Source organism: Parasphingorhabdus sp. JC815 (assembly GCF_040717415.1).
Classification (GTDB): Bacteria; Pseudomonadota; Alphaproteobacteria; order Sphingomonadales; family Sphingomonadaceae; genus Parasphingorhabdus.
Genome location: NZ_JBFEFM010000001.1, coordinates 200,776 through 221,433, shown reverse-complemented (window position 1 = coordinate 221,433; position 20,658 = coordinate 200,776). Strand labels below are relative to the sequence as shown.

Here is a 20,658-nt window from a genome sequence, read left to right as displayed (position 1 = left end):
TAAATTTTAAAGTCCGTCGACAAATGCCTTATAAGCGTTTTCGTCCATCAGATCGTTCAGCTCCGAAGTGTCGGACAGGGTCATACGGAAAAACCAGCCATCTTCTTCGGCGGAGCTGTTGACCAGTGACGGTTCATCTTCCAGTGCTTCGTTGACTTCGACAACTTTTCCCGAAACCACGGCATATATATCGGATGCGGCCTTAACCGATTCGACCACAGCGGCATCGTCACCCTGATCCAGTTCCATGCCGATTTCGGGCGTATCGACAAATACAATATCGCCCAATTGCTCTTGTGCATAATCGGTAATTCCGACGGTCGCTGTTTCCCCCTCGACCTCTATCCACTCATGCTCGTCTGTATAAAATCTGCTCATTTTTTAGTCCTTGTCCCTAATTCTATAATTTCGGTTTGCGGTGATAATGATGCGGTACAAAGGGCATGGCAGCAACAGTGCAGCCGATCGTCTTGCCGCGTTGTTCCACCATGATCTGTGTCCCCGTTTCGGACAGTGCCGCTGGCACATAAGCCATGGCAATCGGTTTTTGCAGACTGGGCGAAAAGCCGCCGCTGGTAACTGTGCCTATGATATTGCCTTGCGTATCAACCACGCTCGCGCCTTCACGGATCGGGCGGCGACCTTCGATGAAAAGACCAACGCGCTTCTTTTCCGCTTTATCGGGATATTGCGCCAGCACCCGGTCAGCTCCGGCAAAATTGGCTTGTTCCCGGCGTGTTTTGGCCAGCGCAAAGTTCAACCCCGCTTCAACCGGCAAAATATCCGCACCCATGTCATGCCCATAAAGCGGCAATCCCGCTTCCAGTCGCAGACTGTCACGCGCGCCCAGACCGGCCGGTTTCACATTGGCATCACTGCACAAGGCATCCGCCAGTGCTTCGGCTTGATCCGCGGCAATGCTGATTTCAAAACCGTCTTCGCCGGTATAGCCTGAACGGCTGATAACCAGCGGAATATTGCCCCACATGAACGACCCGGCTTCCATGAAGTAAAGGTCGCCTGGTGCCGGATTTATTTCCAGCTGTGCGAGCGCATCGGCAGCCTTTGGTCCCTGCAAAGCCAGCAACGCATGGCCTTCCATATGATTGAGCGTGACATCTGATGGCAAATGTTTCTGCAAATAGGCAATATCATCATGCTTGGTCGCGCCGTTGACGATCAGATAGAGATGATCGCCAGCATTGGTCACCATCAGGTCGTCCAATATGCCGCCATCTTCCCCCAATAATAGTGTATAACGAATTTTACCGACGCCCAGGGTCGATATATTTCCAGGTACAAGAGCCTCAAGCGCCTTGGCAGCACCTTCTCCGGTCAATTGCACTTGCCCCATATGACTGACATCAAACAGACCGGCATTTTCGCGGGTCCATAGATGCTCAGCCATCACGCCTTCAAATTGTACCGGCATTTCATAGCCCGCAAACGGGACCATGCGCGCGCCATTTTCCCGATGCCAACTATCAAGCGGCAGCTGTTTTAATGTCTGATTTTTCGTTTCTTCGATTTTGTCTTCACTCATCAGAATATCCATTATCCAAAGGGCACAGTTCACAGAAAAACCTGTAAAACTGCCCCCTCTGTCACGGAACCTGAGAGTTTCATCCTCCTTCGCTGATGCCGGCTAATATGTTAAAAAGCATCTTGCCAGTGGCTATCGCGCCGGTGGATTTACCCCTTCGGTGGTCTTCAAAGCATGATGAACTCGGTCAGTTCAAAATCGCAAAAAGACACTTTCCAGAGTGCTTATAAAAACTGCGCGGTCCATCAGCCTGAGAGTTTCCGGGGCGGTTGCTCCTTCGGCGGTTTGAAAGTAACTTTCGGGATTGCAAACACTCTCCCGCACAGCTCTGTGATCTATACCTTCAAGGCGGCGATCAAAAGCAGCGTAAAGCGTTACCGAGTGAGCGCCGGGAGTCAATGATTCGATCACACAGCCAGTAAATTGCCTATGATATAGTGATAATTATTCTGTCAGCTTCGTTATCGCATCATTTTCGTGGATGTATGTGCCAGATTCTTGTTCTGATAACAGGGCCGCTATAGCCGTGGCGACAGTCTCGGCAGAAATAGAACGAAAACGGCGCAATGAACCATGTAGCAACCTGTCAATCAGCGGGCTGATCAACAGTGCCAGATTCTCACCAATTCGCACTTCACCGGGCCGTTCCCCGCGCAATAAACCGGGCCGGATTATATCAAGTCGATCAAAGTCCTCAGCTCGTAAAAGCTGCTCCGCCTCCCCCTTAGTCTTGAGGTAGAATCCCGAAGCATCCGCATTGGCCATGGTCGATGACACGGTAATAAACTGGCGTGCACCCGCGGCTTTTGCAGCCTTCCCGACAGCATTGACCAGATCGCGGTCAATAGCGACAAAGGCTTGTTTCGATCCTGCTTTTTTCATTGTCGAGCCCAGACAAGAGATCACGCGATCTGCTTTTATAGAGGCTATAATCTCTGGCCATCGCGCAGTGGGAGCAACATGAACGGTTGCCACGCCATAATTATCTTTCATAGGCCTACGCATAAGCAGGGATAATTGTTTATCCCGGCCTTCAGCAATCAGCCTTTGGGCAAGCAGGTTACCGATTAGTCCGGTTGCTCCGACAATAAGAACCCTTTCACTCATAGCCCGGCTCCCCGTTAGAACCAAAAATTTGCATATGAGCCGTGCTGGCATAACGGTCGGTCATTCCCGCCATAAAATCGGCAATATGTCGCATGCGATCCGGCTCTTCAGTTGGCAATGTCACGACCCAGCTTTCAGGCATTAACTCTGGTTTATCGCGATAGGCCGCGACCAGATCAGCCACCACATCACGCGCCCGGTCCGCGGCTTCCATCTGTTCAGGATGGTTGTAAAGATTGGAATACATGAACTTTTTAAGCGCGCGCTCGTTAATTGCCATGTCATCGGAAAATCCGCCGATCATCCTGCCGGCACCGCGTATATCATCGACAGTTTCTATGCCCGTATCCTTGATCCGCTTTACCGTCGTATCTATCACATTGTTGACCATCAGGCCGATTTGATCGCGGATCAGTTCCGGTATCAGGCGGTCACGTTCAATATCAGAAAAACGGGTACATATCGCTGACCAGCGTTCGGCAATGAACGGCAGTGTCAACAATTGGTCAATGCTCAACAGCCCTGCCCTGATCCCGTCATCAATATCATGATTGTCATAGGCAATATCATCAGCCACCGACGCGATTTGCGCCTCCAGCGAAGGCCAGCTTTCCAAATCCAGCGGCATCGCAGCATCGGCCTCTTCCAAAGCCCATGTTGGCCGGGCCACCGGACCATTATGCTTGGCCAGACCCTCCAGCATTTCCCACGTCAGGTTCAATCCGTCCCAGCGCGGATAAGGCCGCTCCAGCTTGGTCAGCGTCCGGATCGTCTGTGCATTATGATCAAAGCCCCCGGAGTCAGCGAGCGCTTCTTCCAACGCATATTCCCCAGCATGGCCAAAAGGCGGATGGCCAATATCATGGGCAAGACATAATGCCTCGGTCAGGTCTTCATTCAGGCCCAGCGCGCGGGCAATTGTCCGGCCAATCTGTGCAACTTCCAGACTATGTGTCAGACGTACCCGGTAATGATCGCCGTCGGGCGCGACAAAAACCTGTGTCTTATGACGCAAGCGACGAAAAGATATCGAATGAATAATCCGGTCGCGATCCCGTTGGAAATCATCGCGCGGGCCACGGATTGTTCCGTCACTCCCTGCCCGCGCTTCATCATGGAGCCGCCCACGGGATTGCCGCGGATCGCTGGCATAGCGCGCTAGCTGTGTCATCAATCCAGCTTGTTCACTATTGTGCCATCATTACTGATCCATGCGAAACCATCGCCGCCAGCTTTGCGAAATTTGCTTTCAAATTCTTTCGCTGCACCTATGTCATCGAATGGTCCGACCACCATTCTTCTGGTTTGGCCCCATGGCGATGTCCAACTGTCAAGACCAGCGAACAGATCCGGACTTTTCTTTACCATCCGGCGATAATCAAACTTCAATGCGTTGAGATCGGAACCCGTCGCAATCTGCACCCAATAACGTTTTGGATATTTCGGTGGTTCCGGTTTAGCTTCAGGCTTTTTCGCCGCTGGCTGAACTTTGGGCTGGGCCCGCGCGGGCGTTATCGACGCCAGATCAACGGGAACAATATCGGACTTTTGACTGTTCTCTGGTACTGTGATCGAACCGATAATATCCGACAACGACTGGCGGGTCGAAGGTTCTTCGTTGCTCTTTGCTGATGGCGCCGGAACATTTCCGCCAGCGGTTTTCCTCTTGATACTCTGGGAGACCAGTGTTTCTGCCGCATTGTCCTCTGACCGGGTTATTGCAGCTTTTGTTTGGCCTGCACCTTCTCCGCGATCAAATGTCCTTCCGGCATCCACTGGCTTCACCAATGGATGGACATTCTCGGGCTCCGGCAATATGCGTGTTGGCAGGTTAAGAGTGGATGGGGCATTAAAGGATTGGTCCATTTTTCCATTAGGCACCCTTGTAGATACCACGACCCGTTTTTCTTTCTTGGCTTTGGAGCCGGGGCGGCGACGCGGCGATTTGTCAGGCATGGCCCTTATCTTTGCACTTTGCTGTCCCAACGGCTCACCAGCGGGTATCAGATTGGCATCCGCGCCACCGCTGCGCGTAGCATTTTGTGACGCGAACCGGACTGTTGCGACATCAACACCAATATTGGCACTGGCAGGGAAATGACCGAAATGTACGGCGGCCGCCTTTTGCGCTGCGGTTAATTCAGGCATATTATCGAAAAACGGTTCAATCGCTTTGGCCATGCGCTTTTCCATTGTTTGCCGCGCGATTTTATTGGCTTCCTTGTCCTTGCCATTCATCGCCAGAATGAAAGCACGGCTGCGCCACGCGTCCCGGTCACTTTTTTGCAGTAACGGAGCCAGCTTGGCCTCAGCGCCTTCGACATCGCCGCTAATCCCCAACGAGATTGCATAGCGTATCAACAAACTGTCACTTCGATCATATTGGAACGCCAGCGCATAATCTTTTTGTGCATCAGCGGTGCGGCCTATCAAGTCAAAAGCCAGCCCGCGATCTGCTGCAATATCCTTTGCAGCTATGCCATGAGTTATCGCTTCTTCAAAATAGCGCAAAGCACCGAAAGGATTGCGTTCCAGTAACAACGCGCGCGCCAGCCCGGCTTTTACACGGCCACTGCGCGAATATATTTCGTCAGCCTTGGCAAGAAACCCAATCGCTGCTCGTGTATCCTCAAGCTTGAGTGCCGCTAGCCCGGCATCTGCCAACGCCGAAGAATCATTAGCATTTGCCGCGATACGACGCAGGGCATCCTGCAAATCTGCACGCACCTGTGGCTGCCCATATTGCGCCTGTGCGGGAACTACAGACAAGCCCGCCGCCAGCAACGGCAGGCTCATCAGAATTACATATTTCGAGATTATTTTCACAGCCTCATTAAAGGACGATATACACCCAAAATCAAGCGTTGATCAGACTGGGTAAGGTCAGCCGCCCTGATCCAAAGACAAGGGCGAGCCAACATCACAAATTTCGCCATAAGCGACCAAATAACGGCCAATTACCTATTGGTTATTTTGCCGATTCAGGAAGCGCGGAATGTCAAGCGGATCACGTGAACCATCTTCATCATTCTGACCTTCATCCTCTGACTTTGTTCCGCGAGTCAGATTAGACATTCGCTCAAACAACGTGCCCCCTCCACTGACTACACGCGGCGCAGGCTCGCTTTTTGCAGGTTTATTTTCGGGTTCCGGCTGTATGGATTCACCGCCAAGGATCAATTCATCTTCTTCCGGCTCGTCACTGGACATGCCCGGAGCTAAGGATGCAAAAGAAGGGGCAGCGGCCATGCCGTCATCCAGATCATCATCCGAATAAGTCGCTGCCGGGGATGGCGCCGGGGCTGCTTGAGGCTTCGGCTCGAAGTCGGTTTTTGGTTCCGGTGCCGGCTCAGGTGCCTGACTATCGGACACCTCTGGCTCAACCACCATTCCCGATTTTTCGGATTGATCCGGCTGTGATATATTAGAGCTGCTTGCGTCAAGCACCAGCTCTTCCTCCTGATCTTCAGATTCCGAAGGAATAGCGGATGCAAAAGATGCGGTAGACGGAGCCGGGCTGCTCGTAGCGAACGAGGGGCTAGCTACAGGTGCAGGAACAGAACCTTCGCTGTCGATACCGGTAGCAACCACTGAAACGCGAATACGGCCATCAAGATTCTCGTTAAACGCGCTACCCCAGATGATGTTGGCATCGGGATCGACCAGTTCGCGGATATGATTCGCCGCTTCGTCAACTTCCATCAAGCGCATGTCTTCACCGCCTGTGATGGACACAATCACACCTTTCGCGCCCTGCATCGACACACCGTCGAGCAGCGGGTTAGCTATGGCTTTTTCTGCCGCTTCCAGCGCCCGGCCATCGCCTTCGGCTTCGCCGGTCCCCATCATAGCCTTGCCCATTTCATGCATAACAGAACGGACGTCGGCAAAGTCAAGGTTGATAAGCCCGGGCATTACCATCAAATCGGTAATACCGCGCACACCCTGTTGGAGCACTTCGTCTGCAAGGAGGAACGCTTCTTTGAAAGTAGTATTCGGATTAGCAACAAGGAACAGATTCTGGTTGGGGATAATGATGAGCGTATCAACGTTCTTCTGAAGCTCTTCGATACCGGCATTGGCGGATTTCATCCGCCGTGTTCCTTCAAAAGTAAACGGCTTAGTCACCACGCCAACGGTCAATATACCCTTGTCACGAGCGGCTTTTGCAATAACCGGAGCGGCCCCTGTCCCGGTGCCTCCACCCATGCCGGCAGCGATAAAACACATGTGCGCGCCTTCAAGGGCCTGCTCGACGGATTCCAGTGTTTCTTCCGCCGCCGCACGTCCGACTTCGGGACGTGATCCGGCACCAAGGCCCTGGGTAATTTCCGGCCCAAGCTGTATGCGCTGTTCCGCAGGTGAGCTGTTCAACGCCTGTGCATCGGTATTGCTGACGATGAAATCAACGCCTTCAACCTTTGCCGCGATCATATTTGCAATCGCATTGCCGCCAGCACCACCCACGCCGATCACGGCGATACGTGGTTTCAATTCTTCCACTTCAGGTGGGCCGATATTGATGCTCATATTGACTGTCTCCCAGACATAATCTGAATGTGTAACATTTGGGTAATGCTTTGCACATATTTGACGCGGGAATCACCCGAAAAGTTAATATTCCGCGTTATTTTTTAAAAATTCCCCCGTATTGCCGACATAAGCCGTCCAATTACAGCAGAACCTCCATATTTCTGAACGTTTTGATGACCGCTGGAAAGCGATCTGAGATCGACCGGTTCCTGCACCGCATAAAGCGCCAGCCCTGCCAGTCCGGCAAAACCCGGACCACTATGAGCTTCCGGCAACGCGGTCAGGCCAGTGGGTCGTCCAATCCTCACTGTCTGGCCCAGCGCCGATTGTGCATAATCCGCAATACCTTTCAACTCTGCGCCCCCACCCGTTAGGACAACCTGACGCCCCACTGGCCCGGTAAAGCCCAGTTCTTTTAACGTTTTTCCAATTTCTCCGACCAGATGGTCGAGCCGCTGCCGGATGACCCCGATTAACTGCGCTCTGGTAATACGGCCTTGCTCGTCTGTTTCCGGCCCCGCGACATCCAGTTGCAAGTCAATAGGGTCATGATTGTCCCTCGGGCTTGTCGTTGCAGAACCATAGAAGCATTTGATCCGCTCTGCCTGAGCACGCCGCAAACCGAATGATGAAGCAATATCATCAGTAATATCCGCCGCGCCGTAAGGCAGCGTCGCCAGTCCAACCAGCATCCCGCCCGCGAAAAGAGAAATATTTGTTACCTCTGCGCCCATTTCGACCATCGCCACGCCCAACTCACGTTCTTCCTTGGACAGACAGGATGTGCCCGCTGCGATCGGGGAAGCGATGATTGATTTGACGTTCAGATGTGCGCCCCGCACACTCATATCGATATTTCGCACCGGAGAAGCATCGGCAAGAATGACATGAATATCAACGCCCAGCCGATCGGCGTGTAACCCTTTCGGCTTTTTGACCCCGGAAAGTCCGTCAATCGTATATAGCGCAGGCTGTGCGTGAAGAACCATTTTCCCTTGCGGATCAATAGTATTGCGTCCCGCTTGCAGCAGGTGATCAATATCCTCCTGCTCGATCCGTTGTCCACCCAGCTCGGTTTCCACTGAAGTCACCATGCTGGTCAGGCCGCCCGCCGAAAAACTGACCCAGACATCGTCAATATTTGTGCCCGCTATCCGCTCTGCCTGCTCCACCGCGTCGCGCACATCCAGTTCGGTTCGCTCGGTATCGGCAATATAACCGCGCTTCACACCTTTACTGGCGCGTTGTCCGGTTCCCAGCACAGCAATATCACCATTGTCCATCCGCCCGGCGATCATCGCCGTTATCTTTGACGATCCGATATCCAGAGCGGTAAATATCTTTTCTACCCGTGCTACCATTACCCTGTTTCCTTGCTTCGTTTCTGCTTCATCGCGGCGCGACCCACAATGTCAAACATATGCTCAACCTTCCGGTTCATCTCCTTCCTTTGGCGGCATTCTAAGATAGGCGCGCTCTGAATCGCGCAAATCAAAATGAAGTACACCGCGTCCTAGCAAACGGTTTACCCCATCCATTCGCGCAAAATTCAACAAAGCCGCCGCCGCCGTTTCCTTACCCTCGGGCAGGGCCAGTGTTTCGCCGCTGTCAAATTCCAGATTCCACCGCCGGTTACCAATCCAGGTTGCACCTGTCACCATCGGGCTTAGTGCTGGTGCGTGGTTCAATAATTTCGTCAGCTCCGGTACTTTTTCATTGGCTTTCTTGCCCACAATGATCGGCAGGTCTGGTATCTCTTCCTTACTGATCTGTTCCAGCGGATATCCGGTCTTGTCGATCAATGATAGCTGGCCATCACGCTGCCACACCGCTGCCGGCTCCCGTTCAATGATATCGACCACCAATGTATCGGGCAAGCGGCGTGAAATCCGCGCGTCTTTTATCCAACCATTATCCATTAAATCCGTGCGAACCTGATCTATATCTACCTGCATCATCGAACGGTCTTTTTGCGCCAGCGTAATTTCATACACTTTCAACTCATCAATCCGGTTGACGCCAGTCACTTCCACCCGCTTGACCTCAAAGCCTGCCGCGCCAACGGTTGCGGCGATCTGGCTACTTACGCGATCAATAATGCCGGTATAATGGGCAACGCTATATGCACCGAGCACAAAGACTCCGACCAAACCCCATGTCAGGCCTTTTTGCACTTGTGCTTCGGTTACAGGCATGGCGCGCAGGATTTTGTCAAATATCGATACGTGGCGCACTTTGGCCTTACTGGATTTGGGCCTGCCCCTTGCTTTCTTGTTCGTCTGCCTGATCGACGCTGCTGTCATTGCTCTATCCTTTTCACAGGGCTTCCTTCACGATCATTTCGACCAGCTCTTCGTAACTGATACCCACCTGCCGGGCCTGCTCGGGCACCAGGCTAAGCGGTGTCATGCCCGGCTGTGTATTGGTTTCCAGCACAAAGAGACCGTCTGTGCCAAGTTCATCATCCCACCTGAAATCCGTGCGGGATGTTCCCTTGCACCCCAATATCTGATGCGCGCGCAGAGCATAGTCGAGGCACAGTTCAGCGATATCAGCCGGAATGTCAGCCGGACAGATATGCTCGGTCAAACCTTCGGTATATTTTGCATCATAGTCATAGAAACCGTCTTTGGTCCGTAACTCGGTGACGCATAATGCCTTGTCGCCAACCACAGCCGTTGTCAGCTCGCGCCCCTTGATAAAAGGTTCGGCCAATAGTTCTTCAAACTCCTGCCATGGCCCGGTAACATCACGGCCAATCGGATTACCGTAATTACCCTGATCGGTGACAATTGCGACGCCGACGGAGGATCCCTCGTTCAGAGGTTTCAGCACATAGGGCCGGGGCAACGGATCCGCTTTAAACACATCCGCGCTTTTGACCATTTTCCCTATGGGCATTCTGATCCCTGCTGGCACCAGTTGCTGTTTGGTCAGTTCTTTGTCGATGGCGATGACCGAAGTGACCATGCCGCTATGGGTGTAGGGTATCTGCATCAGATCGAGCATCCCCTGAACCGCGCCATCCTCACCGGGGCAACCGTGCAATGCGTTAAACACGACATCCGGCCTCACATTATCAAGCACCATTGCCAGATTGCGGTCCATATCAATGCGCGTCACTTTATGACCATTTTTTTCAAGCGCATCGGCCACGCCGTTGCCACTGGTCAAGGAAACCTCTCGTTCAGCGGACCATCCACCCATCAGGACCGCAATATGGAGGTTTTTAGGAAGTATATCGGTCATGCAGAAACCGTGATGAGAATTGATGTCATTTGCGGTAGTTCCAGAGCTGTTAAATGACGTTTCCGGTCTGATAGTCGCACTTCGACAAGCTCAGTGGTAACGGAAAAAACATTCACGGCTTTTCTCCCACTCGCTGTATCTCCCATTGCAGATCAATGCCGCTATGTTCCTTGACCCGGCGACGCACTTCATCGCCCAGATTTTCAATATCTGCCGAGGCCGCACCGCCCAGATTGATCAGGAAGTTGCAATGTTTCTCCGAAACCTGTGCCTGCCCGATTTTCAATCCGCGGCACCCCGCTTCGTCAACCAGTTGCCATGCTTTATGTCCGTCGGGGTTTTTGAAGGTCGAGCCGCCGGTTTTGGTGCGAAGAGGCTGTGAGGCTTCCCGCTCATCGGCGATGCGCTTCATCTCGGCGGTAATGGCTTCCTTCTCGCCCGGCGTAGCACGCAAGGTTGCATCCACGACTATGGCATCTTCGGGCAGGGCCGAATGACGGTAGCTATACTCCATATCGTCAAGGGAAAAACTCTCCAGGCTACCGTCGCGCATCACGACATCCGCGCTGACCAATATGTCGCACATCTCGCGGCCATAAGCGCCGGCGTTCATGCGGACTGCGCCCCCGACCGTGCCGGGTATGCCGCGCAGAAATTCTGTTCCGGCAAGCGCATTATCGCGCGCAAAACTGGCCGCCGCTATGCCCGGCGCCCCCGCACCGCAGACAATCATTTCCGGATCATCGCTATGCAGCGATATATTGGCAAAAGCCTTACCCAGCCGCACCGTCACACCGCGTTTTCCACCATCACGGACGATAAGGTTGGAACCTAAACCAAGTGGCCAGACATCAACATCAGCAGACAGGTTACGGAGGAAATTTTGCAGATCGCTGACGTCCGCTGGTTCAAACAACCATTCCGCAGATCCACCGCTTTTGAACCAGACCAACGGAGCCAGCGGGGCAGAGCCAGTTAATTTTCCGCGAGTTTCTGTGGTTTCAGGATTCAAACTCATGACCGTGCAGCCTTTATACCATTTGCCAGTCCGGCAGCCCATTTTGTAATATCGCCCGCGCCCAGACAAACGATCATATCCTTGTCCTGCACCACTTGCGCTAGCCGCGATGTCAAATCTGCCTCGTCAGTCACTGTTTCGGCAACCCGATGGCCACGGTTTCTCAGACCCGCAGCAAGCGCTTCGCTATCCACGCCCTCAATCGGTTCTTCGCCTGCGACAAAGACCGGCGTGACATAAACCATATCGGCATCATTAAAGGCTTGCTGAAAATCCTCCATATGATCTCGCAAACGAGTGAAACGGTGCGGCTGCACCACCGCAATGACGCGCCCTTCGGCCCCTTCACGAGCAGCGGAGAGAACCGCACGGATTTCCACCGGATGATGGCCATAATCATCAATAATTACCGCGCCATCGACTTCGCCAACTTTGGTAAAGCGCCGTTTGACGCCGCCAAACTGGTCAAATCCGCCGGCAATCTGTTGATCGGTCATCCCCATTTCCAGACCGACCGCGACTGCCGCTATAGCGTTTTCCACGTTATGCCGCCCGGGCATGGGCAATTCGATCCCCTCTATCGTGCGCGTCTCGCCGTCGCGGTCACGGATCACCACATCAAAACGATTGCCGCCGGGAATGGGTGTAACATTAACGCCCTTCACATCGGCTTGAGCGGAAAAACCATAAGTGATTAGCCGTCTATCCCGGATACGCGGCAAAATCGCCTGCACTTCGGGATGATCGAGACAAAGAATTGCCGCCCCGTAAAAGGGGACATTTTCGATAAATTCGACAAAACAGTCCTTGATCCTGTCAAAGCTGCCATAATGGTCAAGATGTTCCGGATCGATATTGGTGACGACCACGATTGTCCCATCAAGGCGCAGGAAGCTGCCATCACTCTCGTCCGCCTCGACTACCATCCATTCGCTGTCACCCAGCCGGGCGTTGGAGCCATAACTGTTGATGATCCCGCCATTTATCACGGTCGGGTCAACCCCTCCGGCATCCAGCATCGCTGCAACCATTGATGTTGTGGTCGTCTTGCCATGCGTTCCGGCAATGGCGATTGTCCGCTTGAGCCGCATCAGCTCGGCAAGCATTTCTGCGCGCCGGACCAGCGGGATGCGGTCTTCCAATGCTTTTTCAACTTCTGGATTGCCGCGCTTTACGGCGGTGGAGACAACCACAACAGCGGTGCCAACGACATTTTCGCCGTTCTGCCCGATCATCACCTTTATACCTTTGTCGCGCAGACCCTGAATAATATAGCTGTCAGCAATGTCCGATCCTTGCACCTGATAGCCAAGATTGTGCATCACTTCGGCAATGCCGGACATGCCGATACCGCCGATACCGACAAAATGGATTATGCCAATATCAGTGCCTACACCTTTCATTGCGTGCTTTCTTTCGCCAGAGCCGGGCGCTGGTTTGGTGTCATTTGCAGTTGCTCCGATTCAACTTTTAATGTTTTGGACAAGGGGGACGCGCCGATACTTTCTACCAAATCGGCCAGATCGCTCGCGGCATCGGGGCGGCCACAGGACCGCGCTCGCCTCGCAGCATTTTCAAGGGCATCGGGACCAAGTGCCATTTTTTGCATCTGCTTAGCCAGCTCTTTAGCAGTAAATTGTGGCTGCGCTATTGCGCGCGCGCCGCCAGCAGCAACCATCTCGCGCACATTTTGTGTCTGGTGATCGTCGGTTGCTATGGGCAGCGGGATCAATATGGCGGGACGGCCTGCTGTAGTTAATTCGGCAATGGTCGAAGCCCCTGCCCGCCCGATAACCAGATGCGCCCAGCCTAGCCGTTCGGGCAAGTCCGGCAAATAGGTAGCCAGTTCGGCGGGTATATCATGTTCGGCATATTTTGCGCGAACCAGCTCAATATCCTGCTCGCGGCATTGCTGTGTCACCTGAAGCCGCCGACGCAGATGCATGGGCAATAACGCCAGCCCGTCCGGAACAATCTGCGATAATATTGTTGCCCCCTGACTCCCGCCGGTAACAAGCACACGAAAAATGCCATCTTCGGTCAGCGGCGGATAAGGCTCTTCGCGCAGGGCAATCACATCTTCGCGCACCGGATTGCCAACCAGATGGACCTTTTCAAGATATTTGGGCTTTAATTTTATTATATCGGGATAGGATGTCGCAATCGCATTGACCGAACGCGCTGTCATCCGGTTGACCCGGCCTAGCACAGCATTTTGTTCATGGATGATCGTCGGAATCTTCTGTCGATGTGCGGCCAGCAAAGCGGGGAACGCAGGATAGCCACCAAAACCGACAACCGCAGAGGGCTGAAACGTATCATATAGCTGCATGGCCATTTTGCGGCCTTTCAGAATCGCACGAATACCCGCTATCCATCCCCGCGGATCTTTTGTGATCCGTCCAGCGGGCAGCACATGGACCTGACCATCATCGACCATGCCGGGTATTTTCTCTCCGCGCTCATCGGTAATCAAAGCAACATGGTGACCGCGCTGGACCAACTCCTTGGCCAGTGCATAGGCTGGAATCATGTGGCCGCCAGTGCCGCCAGCCGCCAGAACATAATGTTTCGTAAAGCTCATCTGGTCACCATCCCGTTTGTGACATAAAGTGAGTGATCCAAATAGGGGTTTCTGCGCGTAAATGCCAGCAACAGACCAACGCCAAGCGATAATGCCAGAATTGATGATCCACCATAGCTGATGAATGGCAAAGTCATGCCTTTGGACGGGAAAAGCTGAAGATTTACCGCCATGTTGATTAGCGCCTGTCCCCCGAATAGCGCCGTCAATCCACCGGAGGCAAGAATGATAAAATTATTTTCCTCATCCAGCAATCGCAAGAAAACCCGGACGATGATCGCCAGATAAACAAGAGCAATGGCGACACAGGCCAGCAGCCCGAATTCCTCACCAATGACTGAGAATATATAATCGGTATGGGCTTCGGGAACCTTGAACTTTGCAGTTCCCAGCCCCGGCCCGGTGCCGAGCATACCCCCGCTGGTCAACGCATTATGCGCGAGCATCACCTGATCAAATTCATCGCCACCGAACAACCATGCGTTAATCCGCTGCGTCGCAACCGGATAAAAGAAATAGGCGGCAACCAAACCGACAATGCCTGTAATTCCCAACCCCGCGATCAACCGCAAAGACAGGCCGGAAATCATCATGAGAACCAGCCAGACACCGCAAAACATAATGGTTTGCCCCAAATTCGGCTGCAACATCAATAATAGGGCCACCACGCCTGTCATCACGAAAGACAGTGATATAACCGGCAAGGACGAATCCTTCACGCGCAGCGACAAAAGCCATGCCAGCGTCACCGCAAAAAAGGGTTTCAGGAACTCGCCCGGTTGAATTGTCGCAAAGCCATAACCAATCCAGCGTTGGGCACCGTTCACAGTCTTGCCAAATATCGGCACCAGAAACAGCAACGCAAAGGTGACAACGGCGGCAATTATGGCAAATCGCCGCGCTTGTTCTTTGGGCAGCATCGACACCACCAGCATGACCGGGATACCGATGATGACCCACCCAAGCTGGCGATAGAAATAATAAAGTGGGTCAAGCGAAACCGACCCCGTGCTGTGCCGCAATGCCGTCACCGGAGACGCCGCAGCGACCGCGATAAGGCCAATTGCGATCAGGGTCAAAATCAGCGCCAGCAATACCCGGTCCAGCTCCCAAAACCAAATGGCAAGCGGTGACCGGTCGCTGCGTCCCAGTCGCGTTTCAAACTGGAACCGCTTTTTCTTCAGGCTAGGCGCCATCTCAGGCAAAGCACTGGTTGGCCGTGCGGATCTTGATGTCATTCCATCAGTCATTCCATTCGGCCTCCCGTCTGATCATTATTGCCTCCTGCTATCGTGCCGCTTTGTGTTTGTCCCTTTATCTGCCCGTTCTCGATCACACTGTTCACTGCAGAGCGGAAACATTCACCGCGTGCTTCAAAATCCTTGAACTGGTCAAAAGAGGCGCAAGCTGGCGACAGCAAAACCACTTCGCCTGGCCTTGCATTGGCCGCAGCATGTTGTACCGCCGTCAGCATCATTTCACATGAATCGACCGGCATATACGGCGATAGCAAGTCACCGAACATCGCGCCGGCATCGCCAATAGTATAGGCATGAACCACATTGCCGTAAAAGGGTTCACATTCTTTCAGATTATCGCTTTTGGGCACGCCACCGACAATCCAGTGGATTCTGGAATAGGCGCCAAGCGCGGGACCGGCAGAAGCAGGGTTGGTTGCCTTGCTGTCATTTACGAACAAGATACCGCCTGCCTCAGCCATCCGCTCCATCCGGTGCGACAATCCTTTGAAACTTTCCAGCGCGGGCCGCCATTGATGTTCCTGAATACCAAGTGCCTCAGCCGCAGCGACCGCGGCAATCACGTTCTGCATATTATGCGGCCCGGGAAGCGATGGCCAGTCCTGTTGTCCCGCCAGCATCGCCGTGCTGGTATCTATTATATTGTCCACCCGGCCTTCTGCGCGGATGAGCTGTAATGCCAGCCGGGTTTTTTCATCATCACTTCCGAAAATAGCGGTATGATCTGACCTCATCATATCAAAAAGGCGCACTTTCGAAGCGGCATAGGCATCAAAACTATTGTAGCGATCAAGATGATCCGGGCTGATATTCAGCAATATCGCAACATCGCAATCAAGGCTCTGTGTCAGGTCAATCTGATAGCTGGACAGCTCCAGAACATAAACACCGCCGGCTGCAAGCGGATGCTGTGACAGGATCGGCAAACCGATATTTCCGCCCATCTGGGCCGGTATCGCTGCGCTGCGTATGATATGGTGGAGCAACGCGGTGGTGGTGGATTTTCCGTTTGTCCCGGTAATTCCGACAACGCGGTGGGGCGGCAGTGACCGCCGAGCCTGAGCGAATAGCTCAATATCTCCGATAATCGGCACACCGTCATCAGCGGCCTTATCACGGATCGGATGGCTATTGAGCGGCACGCCCGGCGATACGATGACGGCGTCATAATCGCTCAGGTCCGTTTCCATCGGATCAGCAATAATTGCCTTGTCTTTCGCCACTTCACGCAAATCCATGCGCGCGTCCCATGCCAGCACACGCGCACCACTGGCATGCAAAGCGTCCAATGTCGCCATGCCGGATCGAGCCAGACCCAAAATGGCATAGCTTTTATTGGCAAAGGCGGACGAGCGGATCACCTTAGCTTAAGCGTCGCAAGGCCGGCCAGAGCCAGAACCAGACTGATGATCCAGAAACGGATGACTACAGTGGATTCCGACCAGCCAAGCTGTTCAAAATGGTGATGGATCGGGGCCATGCGGAACACCCGTTTTCCGGTGCGTTTGAAAAAGAATACCTGCACAATGACGGATACCGCTTCCAGCACAAATAGTCCGCCGACAACCGCCAGCACGATTTCATGGTGGATCGAAACCGCAATCGCGCCCAATGCCCCGCCCAGAGCAAGGCTGCCCGTATCGCCCATGAATACAGCAGCAGGCGGAGCGTTAAACCACAGAAACGCCAGACAAGCGCCGATAATAGCGGCACAGAAAATGGCAAGCTCCCCCGCGCCCGGCACAAAGGGAATGCCCAGATATTCCGAAAATACTGCGTTACCGGACAGATAAACAAGGATCAGGAAAGTCGCACTGGCAATGGCCACCGGCATGGTCGCCAGACCATCCAGACCATCGGTCAGATTGACTGCATTGCCCGAACCGACAATGACAAACATCGCAAAGGGGAAATAGAAGATTCCAAGATTGATCTGAACCTCGTTAAAAAACGGAAGGTACAGGCTGGTGCCGACCTGTTGAATGATAATCCACGTCGCAAAGCCCGCGATCACAAATTCTATCAATAACCGGACCCGGCCCGGAATCCCCTTGTGGCTGGATTTGCTGACCTTGTCATAGTCATCCATAAAGCCGATCGCTCCGAAGCCCAGAGTGACAAAAATACAGGTCCAGACAAAAATGTTCGACAAATCCATCCATAGCAGGACAGAAATCACCAGCGAAATCAGTATCATCAGGCCGCCCATAGTCGGCGTTCCCGCTTTTTTAAGATGAGTGATCGGCCCGTCTTCACGGATCGGCTGTCCCTTGCCCTGACGCAGGCGCAGCATGTTGATGAACCGCGGTCCGATCAGCATACCGATAAACAAAGCGGTAGCGATTGTCGCGCCCGAACGGAAACTCAAATAACGAAAGACATTGAAAACACCTTCGAATTCAAGCCATTGTGCCAATAGGTAAAACATTAATACTCCTCACTCACCAACGCCGATACGACCTTGGCAAGCCCCAGATAATTAGACCCTTTTACAAGCAGGATGTCATCGCCGCCAATTGCTCCTGCGACGCCCGCCAATATAGTTTTGATGGCCGCATCCGAGGAGCCAGCGACATGTGTTATTTCCGGGTTGTGATCAAGTTTTTCCGAAACTATTTCGCCCAGTCTGGCCGATGTATAGGCCATTTCATCGCCAACCAATATTATGACCTGCGCTCCGGACGCAATTATGTCATCGGCCAGCGCCCGGTGATAGGTTTCGGACTTGTCGCCCAGTTCCCCCATAGCGCCCAGCACGGCGATTTTCCGGCCGTTACATTGCTCGGCACCCAGTTGCGCCAATGTGGCCCGCATTGATAGCGGATTGGCGTTATAGCTTTCGTCAATCAGCAAGGCTTTGTTGCCGTCTTTCAACGCAATCCGGTGCCGTCTGCCGCGCCCGTCAAGCCCTTTCAACTCTGCCAAGGCCAAACCGGCCGCTGCCAGATCACCGTCGACCGCGCGCACCGCGCCCAATATCGCCAGAGCGTTGGATACCCAGTGCTTGCCGGGTTCAGCGACTGTGAAACACAGGCTATGATCGCCTAATATGCCGCCGATCTTGGCTGTGACCAGCGACCCGCCGCCCGGAGCCGGAACAACATCTATGGCGCGGACATCGGCTTGTTCACCAAAGCCGAAGCTGACGACATTTTTGGTATAACGCAAAGCAATGGTGCGAAGTTGGTCATATTGGGGAATATCATACGGGATGAGCGCGATACCATCATCGGTCAACCCCTGAAAAATCTCTGCCTTGGCATCGGCAATCGCCTCAACATCGGAAAAATAACCGATATGGGCAGGCGCAATTGCGGTGATAATGGCCACATCAGGACGAACCAGCCGCGTAAGCTGTGCCAGCTCACCGCTATGGTTCATGCCCATTTCAAAGATTCCATATTGGCATTGGGCCGGCATACGCGACAGGCTCAATGGAACGCCTACATGGTTATTATAGCTTTTCACCGACCGATGGGCTTTACCCTTGGACACCCGGTTCAAGGCTGCAAAAAGGGCTTCTTTGGTTCCGGTTTTTCCCACTGATCCGGTGACACCGATAATTTTTGCACCGCTGCGTGCACGCGATGCGATAGCAAGATCATTCAACGCTCTGGTTGTATCCGCTACCAATATATGCGGCCCGTCCACCGGCTGGCTGACTATCGCACCGGCAGCGCCCGCAGCATATATATCTTTGACATAGGCATGTCCGTCGCTTTTTTCGCCTTTCAGCGCAAAAAACAAATCACCGGGGCCAATTTCACGGCTGTCGAATGCAACGCCGCTAACCGAGAAATCTTCGCTTTCCTGTCCGTGCAAGGCTTTGGCGATGGCTGAGGATGTCCATAAAATCGTCATGCCGCACTCTCCGGTTTTGAAGCTCCACTTGCCTCGTGGCCATATTCGCGGGCACATTCGCGGGCAACCTCGACATCATCAAACGGGATCACGCGATCACCGATAATCTGCCCTTGTTCATGGCCTTTGCCGGCAAGAAGGATAATATCATCCGCTCCGGCAAGGCTTATCGCATGGGCAATTGCAGCGCGGCGCTCACCCCCATCTTTCATGCCGGTTGCTCCTGCCATAATCTCTGCGCGAATAGTAGCAGGGTCTTCGCCACGCGGATTATCATCGGTAACGATAGCAATGTCAGACAATTGCGCCGCGACTTTACCCATTTCGGGGCGCTTGCCCTTATCCCTATCTCCGCCAGCGCCAAAAACCGTGATCAGCTTGCCGCCGCCATTTTGTCCGCCAACATGCGGGCGCAACGCATCAATCGCCGCGCGCAAACCGTCGGGCGTATGGGCATAGTCCACATAAACCGGCGCACCGATCTTGGTGATAACAGCGCGCTCCAGCCGCCCGCGCACTGGCTGGACACGCGGCAAATGGTCGAGAACATCGCTCAATGCGCCGCCGCTTGCCAAAACCACGCCCGCAGCACACAGCACATTGGCCGCTTGATAAGCACCGATAAGCGGCAGGGCTATCCGGTGGGTATTGCCCTGCGCTTCCACCATCAACACCTGACCCAATTGCGTCGGGGTCCGCGACAACAGATGGAGCGATGTCCCATTCTCACCGACTGTAAATATATTCAGCCCGCGATCCATCACGCGCTTTTTCACAGTTTCGGACCATCTATCATCGGCCCAGATTACCGCCGTTCCCGCATCATCAACCACTTCGTCAAACAGCCGCATTTTGGCATTGAAATAGCTGTCGATATCACCGTGATAATCCAAATGGTCACGGCTGAGATTGGTGAACACACCGATTTGCACAGGCAGCCCTTCCGTCCGATATTGGGACAGACCATGGCTTGATGCTTCGAATATCGCGTGGCTCACCCCTTCGCGTGCCAGCCCTGACATGTTGGACAGAAATGTCACAATATCTGGCGTAGTCAGGCCGGTGTTTACCTGATCATCCGCAGTGGTGACGCCCAATGTCCCGATCGACGCGCTGTTCAGTCCAGCCATACGCCAAAGCTGACGGGTCAGTTCCGCTGTCGATGTTTTGCCATTGGTGCCGGTAACAGCCGCAACCATTTGCGGCACCGGGGTAAAATAACGTGCTGCCAATTGGGCAAATAGACGCCGGGGTTCGTCATCGGCAATATGGACAGCGCCGTTAACCTCGGCCTCTGGCGCTGCGACAATCGCAATGGCTCCTGCCGCAATGGCTGCCTCGATAAAATCCTCTCCATTGAACTTGGCCCCGCGGAAAGCACCAAAAATATTCCCCGGTGCAATTTTGCGGTGGTCAATGGCAAAGCCGGTGACAAGGCTATCACCCTGCTCGTTTCCCAAGGTCAGGTCATATAATCCGGCGATTAGAGCGTTTAGCTGCATCC

General features: G+C 53.6%; 17 protein-coding genes and 1 riboswitch. All 17 genes read right to left on the bottom strand.

What is annotated here, in order from left to right; all coding sequences use genetic code 11:
• Positions 1-6: 6 nt before the first annotated feature.
• The gene (gene gcvH, locus AB1K62_RS01040) at positions 7-378 is read right to left on the bottom strand and encodes a glycine cleavage system protein GcvH (RefSeq protein WP_367000534.1); all 372 of its coding nucleotides are present in this window, start codon (positions 376-378) and stop codon (positions 7-9) included.
• A 22-nt stretch (positions 379-400) separates the two neighbouring features.
• Positions 401-1,543 carry a glycine cleavage system aminomethyltransferase GcvT gene (gene gcvT / locus AB1K62_RS01035; RefSeq protein WP_367000532.1) on the bottom strand — a complete coding sequence of 381 codons (1,143 nt, stop codon included), beginning with the start codon at positions 1,541-1,543 and terminating at the stop codon, positions 401-403.
• 228 nt (positions 1,544-1,771) lie between these two features.
• Positions 1,772-1,874, bottom strand: a riboswitch (glycine riboswitch).
• 113 nt (positions 1,875-1,987) lie between these two features.
• Positions 1,988-2,650 carry an NAD(P)H-binding protein gene (locus tag AB1K62_RS01030; RefSeq protein WP_367000530.1) on the bottom strand — a complete coding sequence of 221 codons (663 nt, stop codon included), beginning with the start codon at positions 2,648-2,650 and terminating at the stop codon, positions 1,988-1,990.
• Positions 2,643-3,821 (bottom strand): deoxyguanosinetriphosphate triphosphohydrolase, encoded by a 1,179-nt coding sequence (locus tag AB1K62_RS01025; RefSeq protein WP_367000529.1) that lies wholly within the window; start codon positions 3,819-3,821, stop codon positions 2,643-2,645. The genes AB1K62_RS01030 and AB1K62_RS01025 overlap by 8 nt, the downstream gene beginning before the upstream one ends.
• Positions 3,821-5,446, bottom strand: coding sequence for an SPOR domain-containing protein (locus AB1K62_RS01020; protein ID WP_367000528.1), 1,626 nt, complete (start codon positions 5,444-5,446; stop codon positions 3,821-3,823). Before AB1K62_RS01020 ends, AB1K62_RS01025 begins: the two co-directional genes overlap by 1 nt.
• A 165-nt stretch (positions 5,447-5,611) precedes the next feature.
• On the bottom strand, positions 5,612-7,180 hold the full coding sequence (ftsZ, locus tag AB1K62_RS01015) for a cell division protein FtsZ (protein ID WP_367000527.1): 1,569 nt from the start codon (positions 7,178-7,180) through the stop codon (positions 5,612-5,614).
• A 104-nt stretch (positions 7,181-7,284) separates the two neighbouring features.
• Complete coding sequence (gene ftsA / locus AB1K62_RS01010) at positions 7,285-8,544, bottom strand: cell division protein FtsA (protein WP_367000526.1); 1,260 nt, start codon at positions 8,542-8,544, stop codon at positions 7,285-7,287.
• 63 nt (positions 8,545-8,607) lie between these two features.
• Positions 8,608-9,486 carry a cell division protein FtsQ/DivIB gene (locus tag AB1K62_RS01005; RefSeq protein ID WP_367000525.1) on the bottom strand — a complete coding sequence of 293 codons (879 nt, stop codon included), beginning with the start codon at positions 9,484-9,486 and terminating at the stop codon, positions 8,608-8,610.
• 13 nt (positions 9,487-9,499) lie between these two features.
• Complete coding sequence (locus tag AB1K62_RS01000) at positions 9,500-10,432, bottom strand: D-alanine--D-alanine ligase (protein WP_367000524.1); 933 nt, start codon at positions 10,430-10,432, stop codon at positions 9,500-9,502.
• 112 nt (positions 10,433-10,544) lie between these two features.
• Positions 10,545-11,450, bottom strand: coding sequence for a UDP-N-acetylmuramate dehydrogenase (murB, locus tag AB1K62_RS00995; RefSeq protein ID WP_367000523.1), 906 nt, complete (start codon positions 11,448-11,450; stop codon positions 10,545-10,547).
• Positions 11,447-12,853, bottom strand: a complete 1,407-nt coding sequence (gene murC / locus AB1K62_RS00990) for a UDP-N-acetylmuramate--L-alanine ligase (protein WP_367000521.1) — start codon at positions 12,851-12,853, stop codon at positions 11,447-11,449. Before murC ends, murB begins: the two co-directional genes overlap by 4 nt.
• A complete protein-coding gene (murG, locus tag AB1K62_RS00985) occupies positions 12,850-14,034 on the bottom strand; it encodes an undecaprenyldiphospho-muramoylpentapeptide beta-N-acetylglucosaminyltransferase (RefSeq protein WP_367000519.1) in 1,185 nt (394 codons plus the stop codon). Before murG ends, murC begins: the two co-directional genes overlap by 4 nt.
• Positions 14,031-15,230, bottom strand: coding sequence for a putative peptidoglycan glycosyltransferase FtsW (locus tag AB1K62_RS00980; RefSeq protein WP_367002002.1), 1,200 nt, complete (start codon positions 15,228-15,230; stop codon positions 14,031-14,033). The genes murG and AB1K62_RS00980 overlap by 4 nt, the downstream gene beginning before the upstream one ends.
• 50 nt (positions 15,231-15,280) lie before the next feature.
• Complete coding sequence (gene murD, locus AB1K62_RS00975) at positions 15,281-16,654, bottom strand: UDP-N-acetylmuramoyl-L-alanine--D-glutamate ligase (RefSeq protein ID WP_367000517.1); 1,374 nt, start codon at positions 16,652-16,654, stop codon at positions 15,281-15,283.
• On the bottom strand, positions 16,651-17,721 hold the full coding sequence (mraY, locus tag AB1K62_RS00970) for a phospho-N-acetylmuramoyl-pentapeptide-transferase (protein WP_367000516.1): 1,071 nt from the start codon (positions 17,719-17,721) through the stop codon (positions 16,651-16,653). Before mraY ends, murD begins: the two co-directional genes overlap by 4 nt.
• A complete protein-coding gene (gene murF, locus AB1K62_RS00965) occupies positions 17,721-19,154 on the bottom strand; it encodes a UDP-N-acetylmuramoyl-tripeptide--D-alanyl-D-alanine ligase (RefSeq protein ID WP_367000514.1) in 1,434 nt (477 codons plus the stop codon). The genes mraY and murF overlap by 1 nt, the downstream gene beginning before the upstream one ends.
• Positions 19,151-20,656: a UDP-N-acetylmuramoyl-L-alanyl-D-glutamate--2,6-diaminopimelate ligase gene (locus tag AB1K62_RS00960; protein ID WP_367000513.1), complete on the bottom strand. Its 1,506-nt coding sequence runs from the start codon at positions 20,654-20,656 to the stop codon at positions 19,151-19,153. Before AB1K62_RS00960 ends, murF begins: the two co-directional genes overlap by 4 nt.
• Positions 20,657-20,658 lie beyond the last annotated feature (2 nt).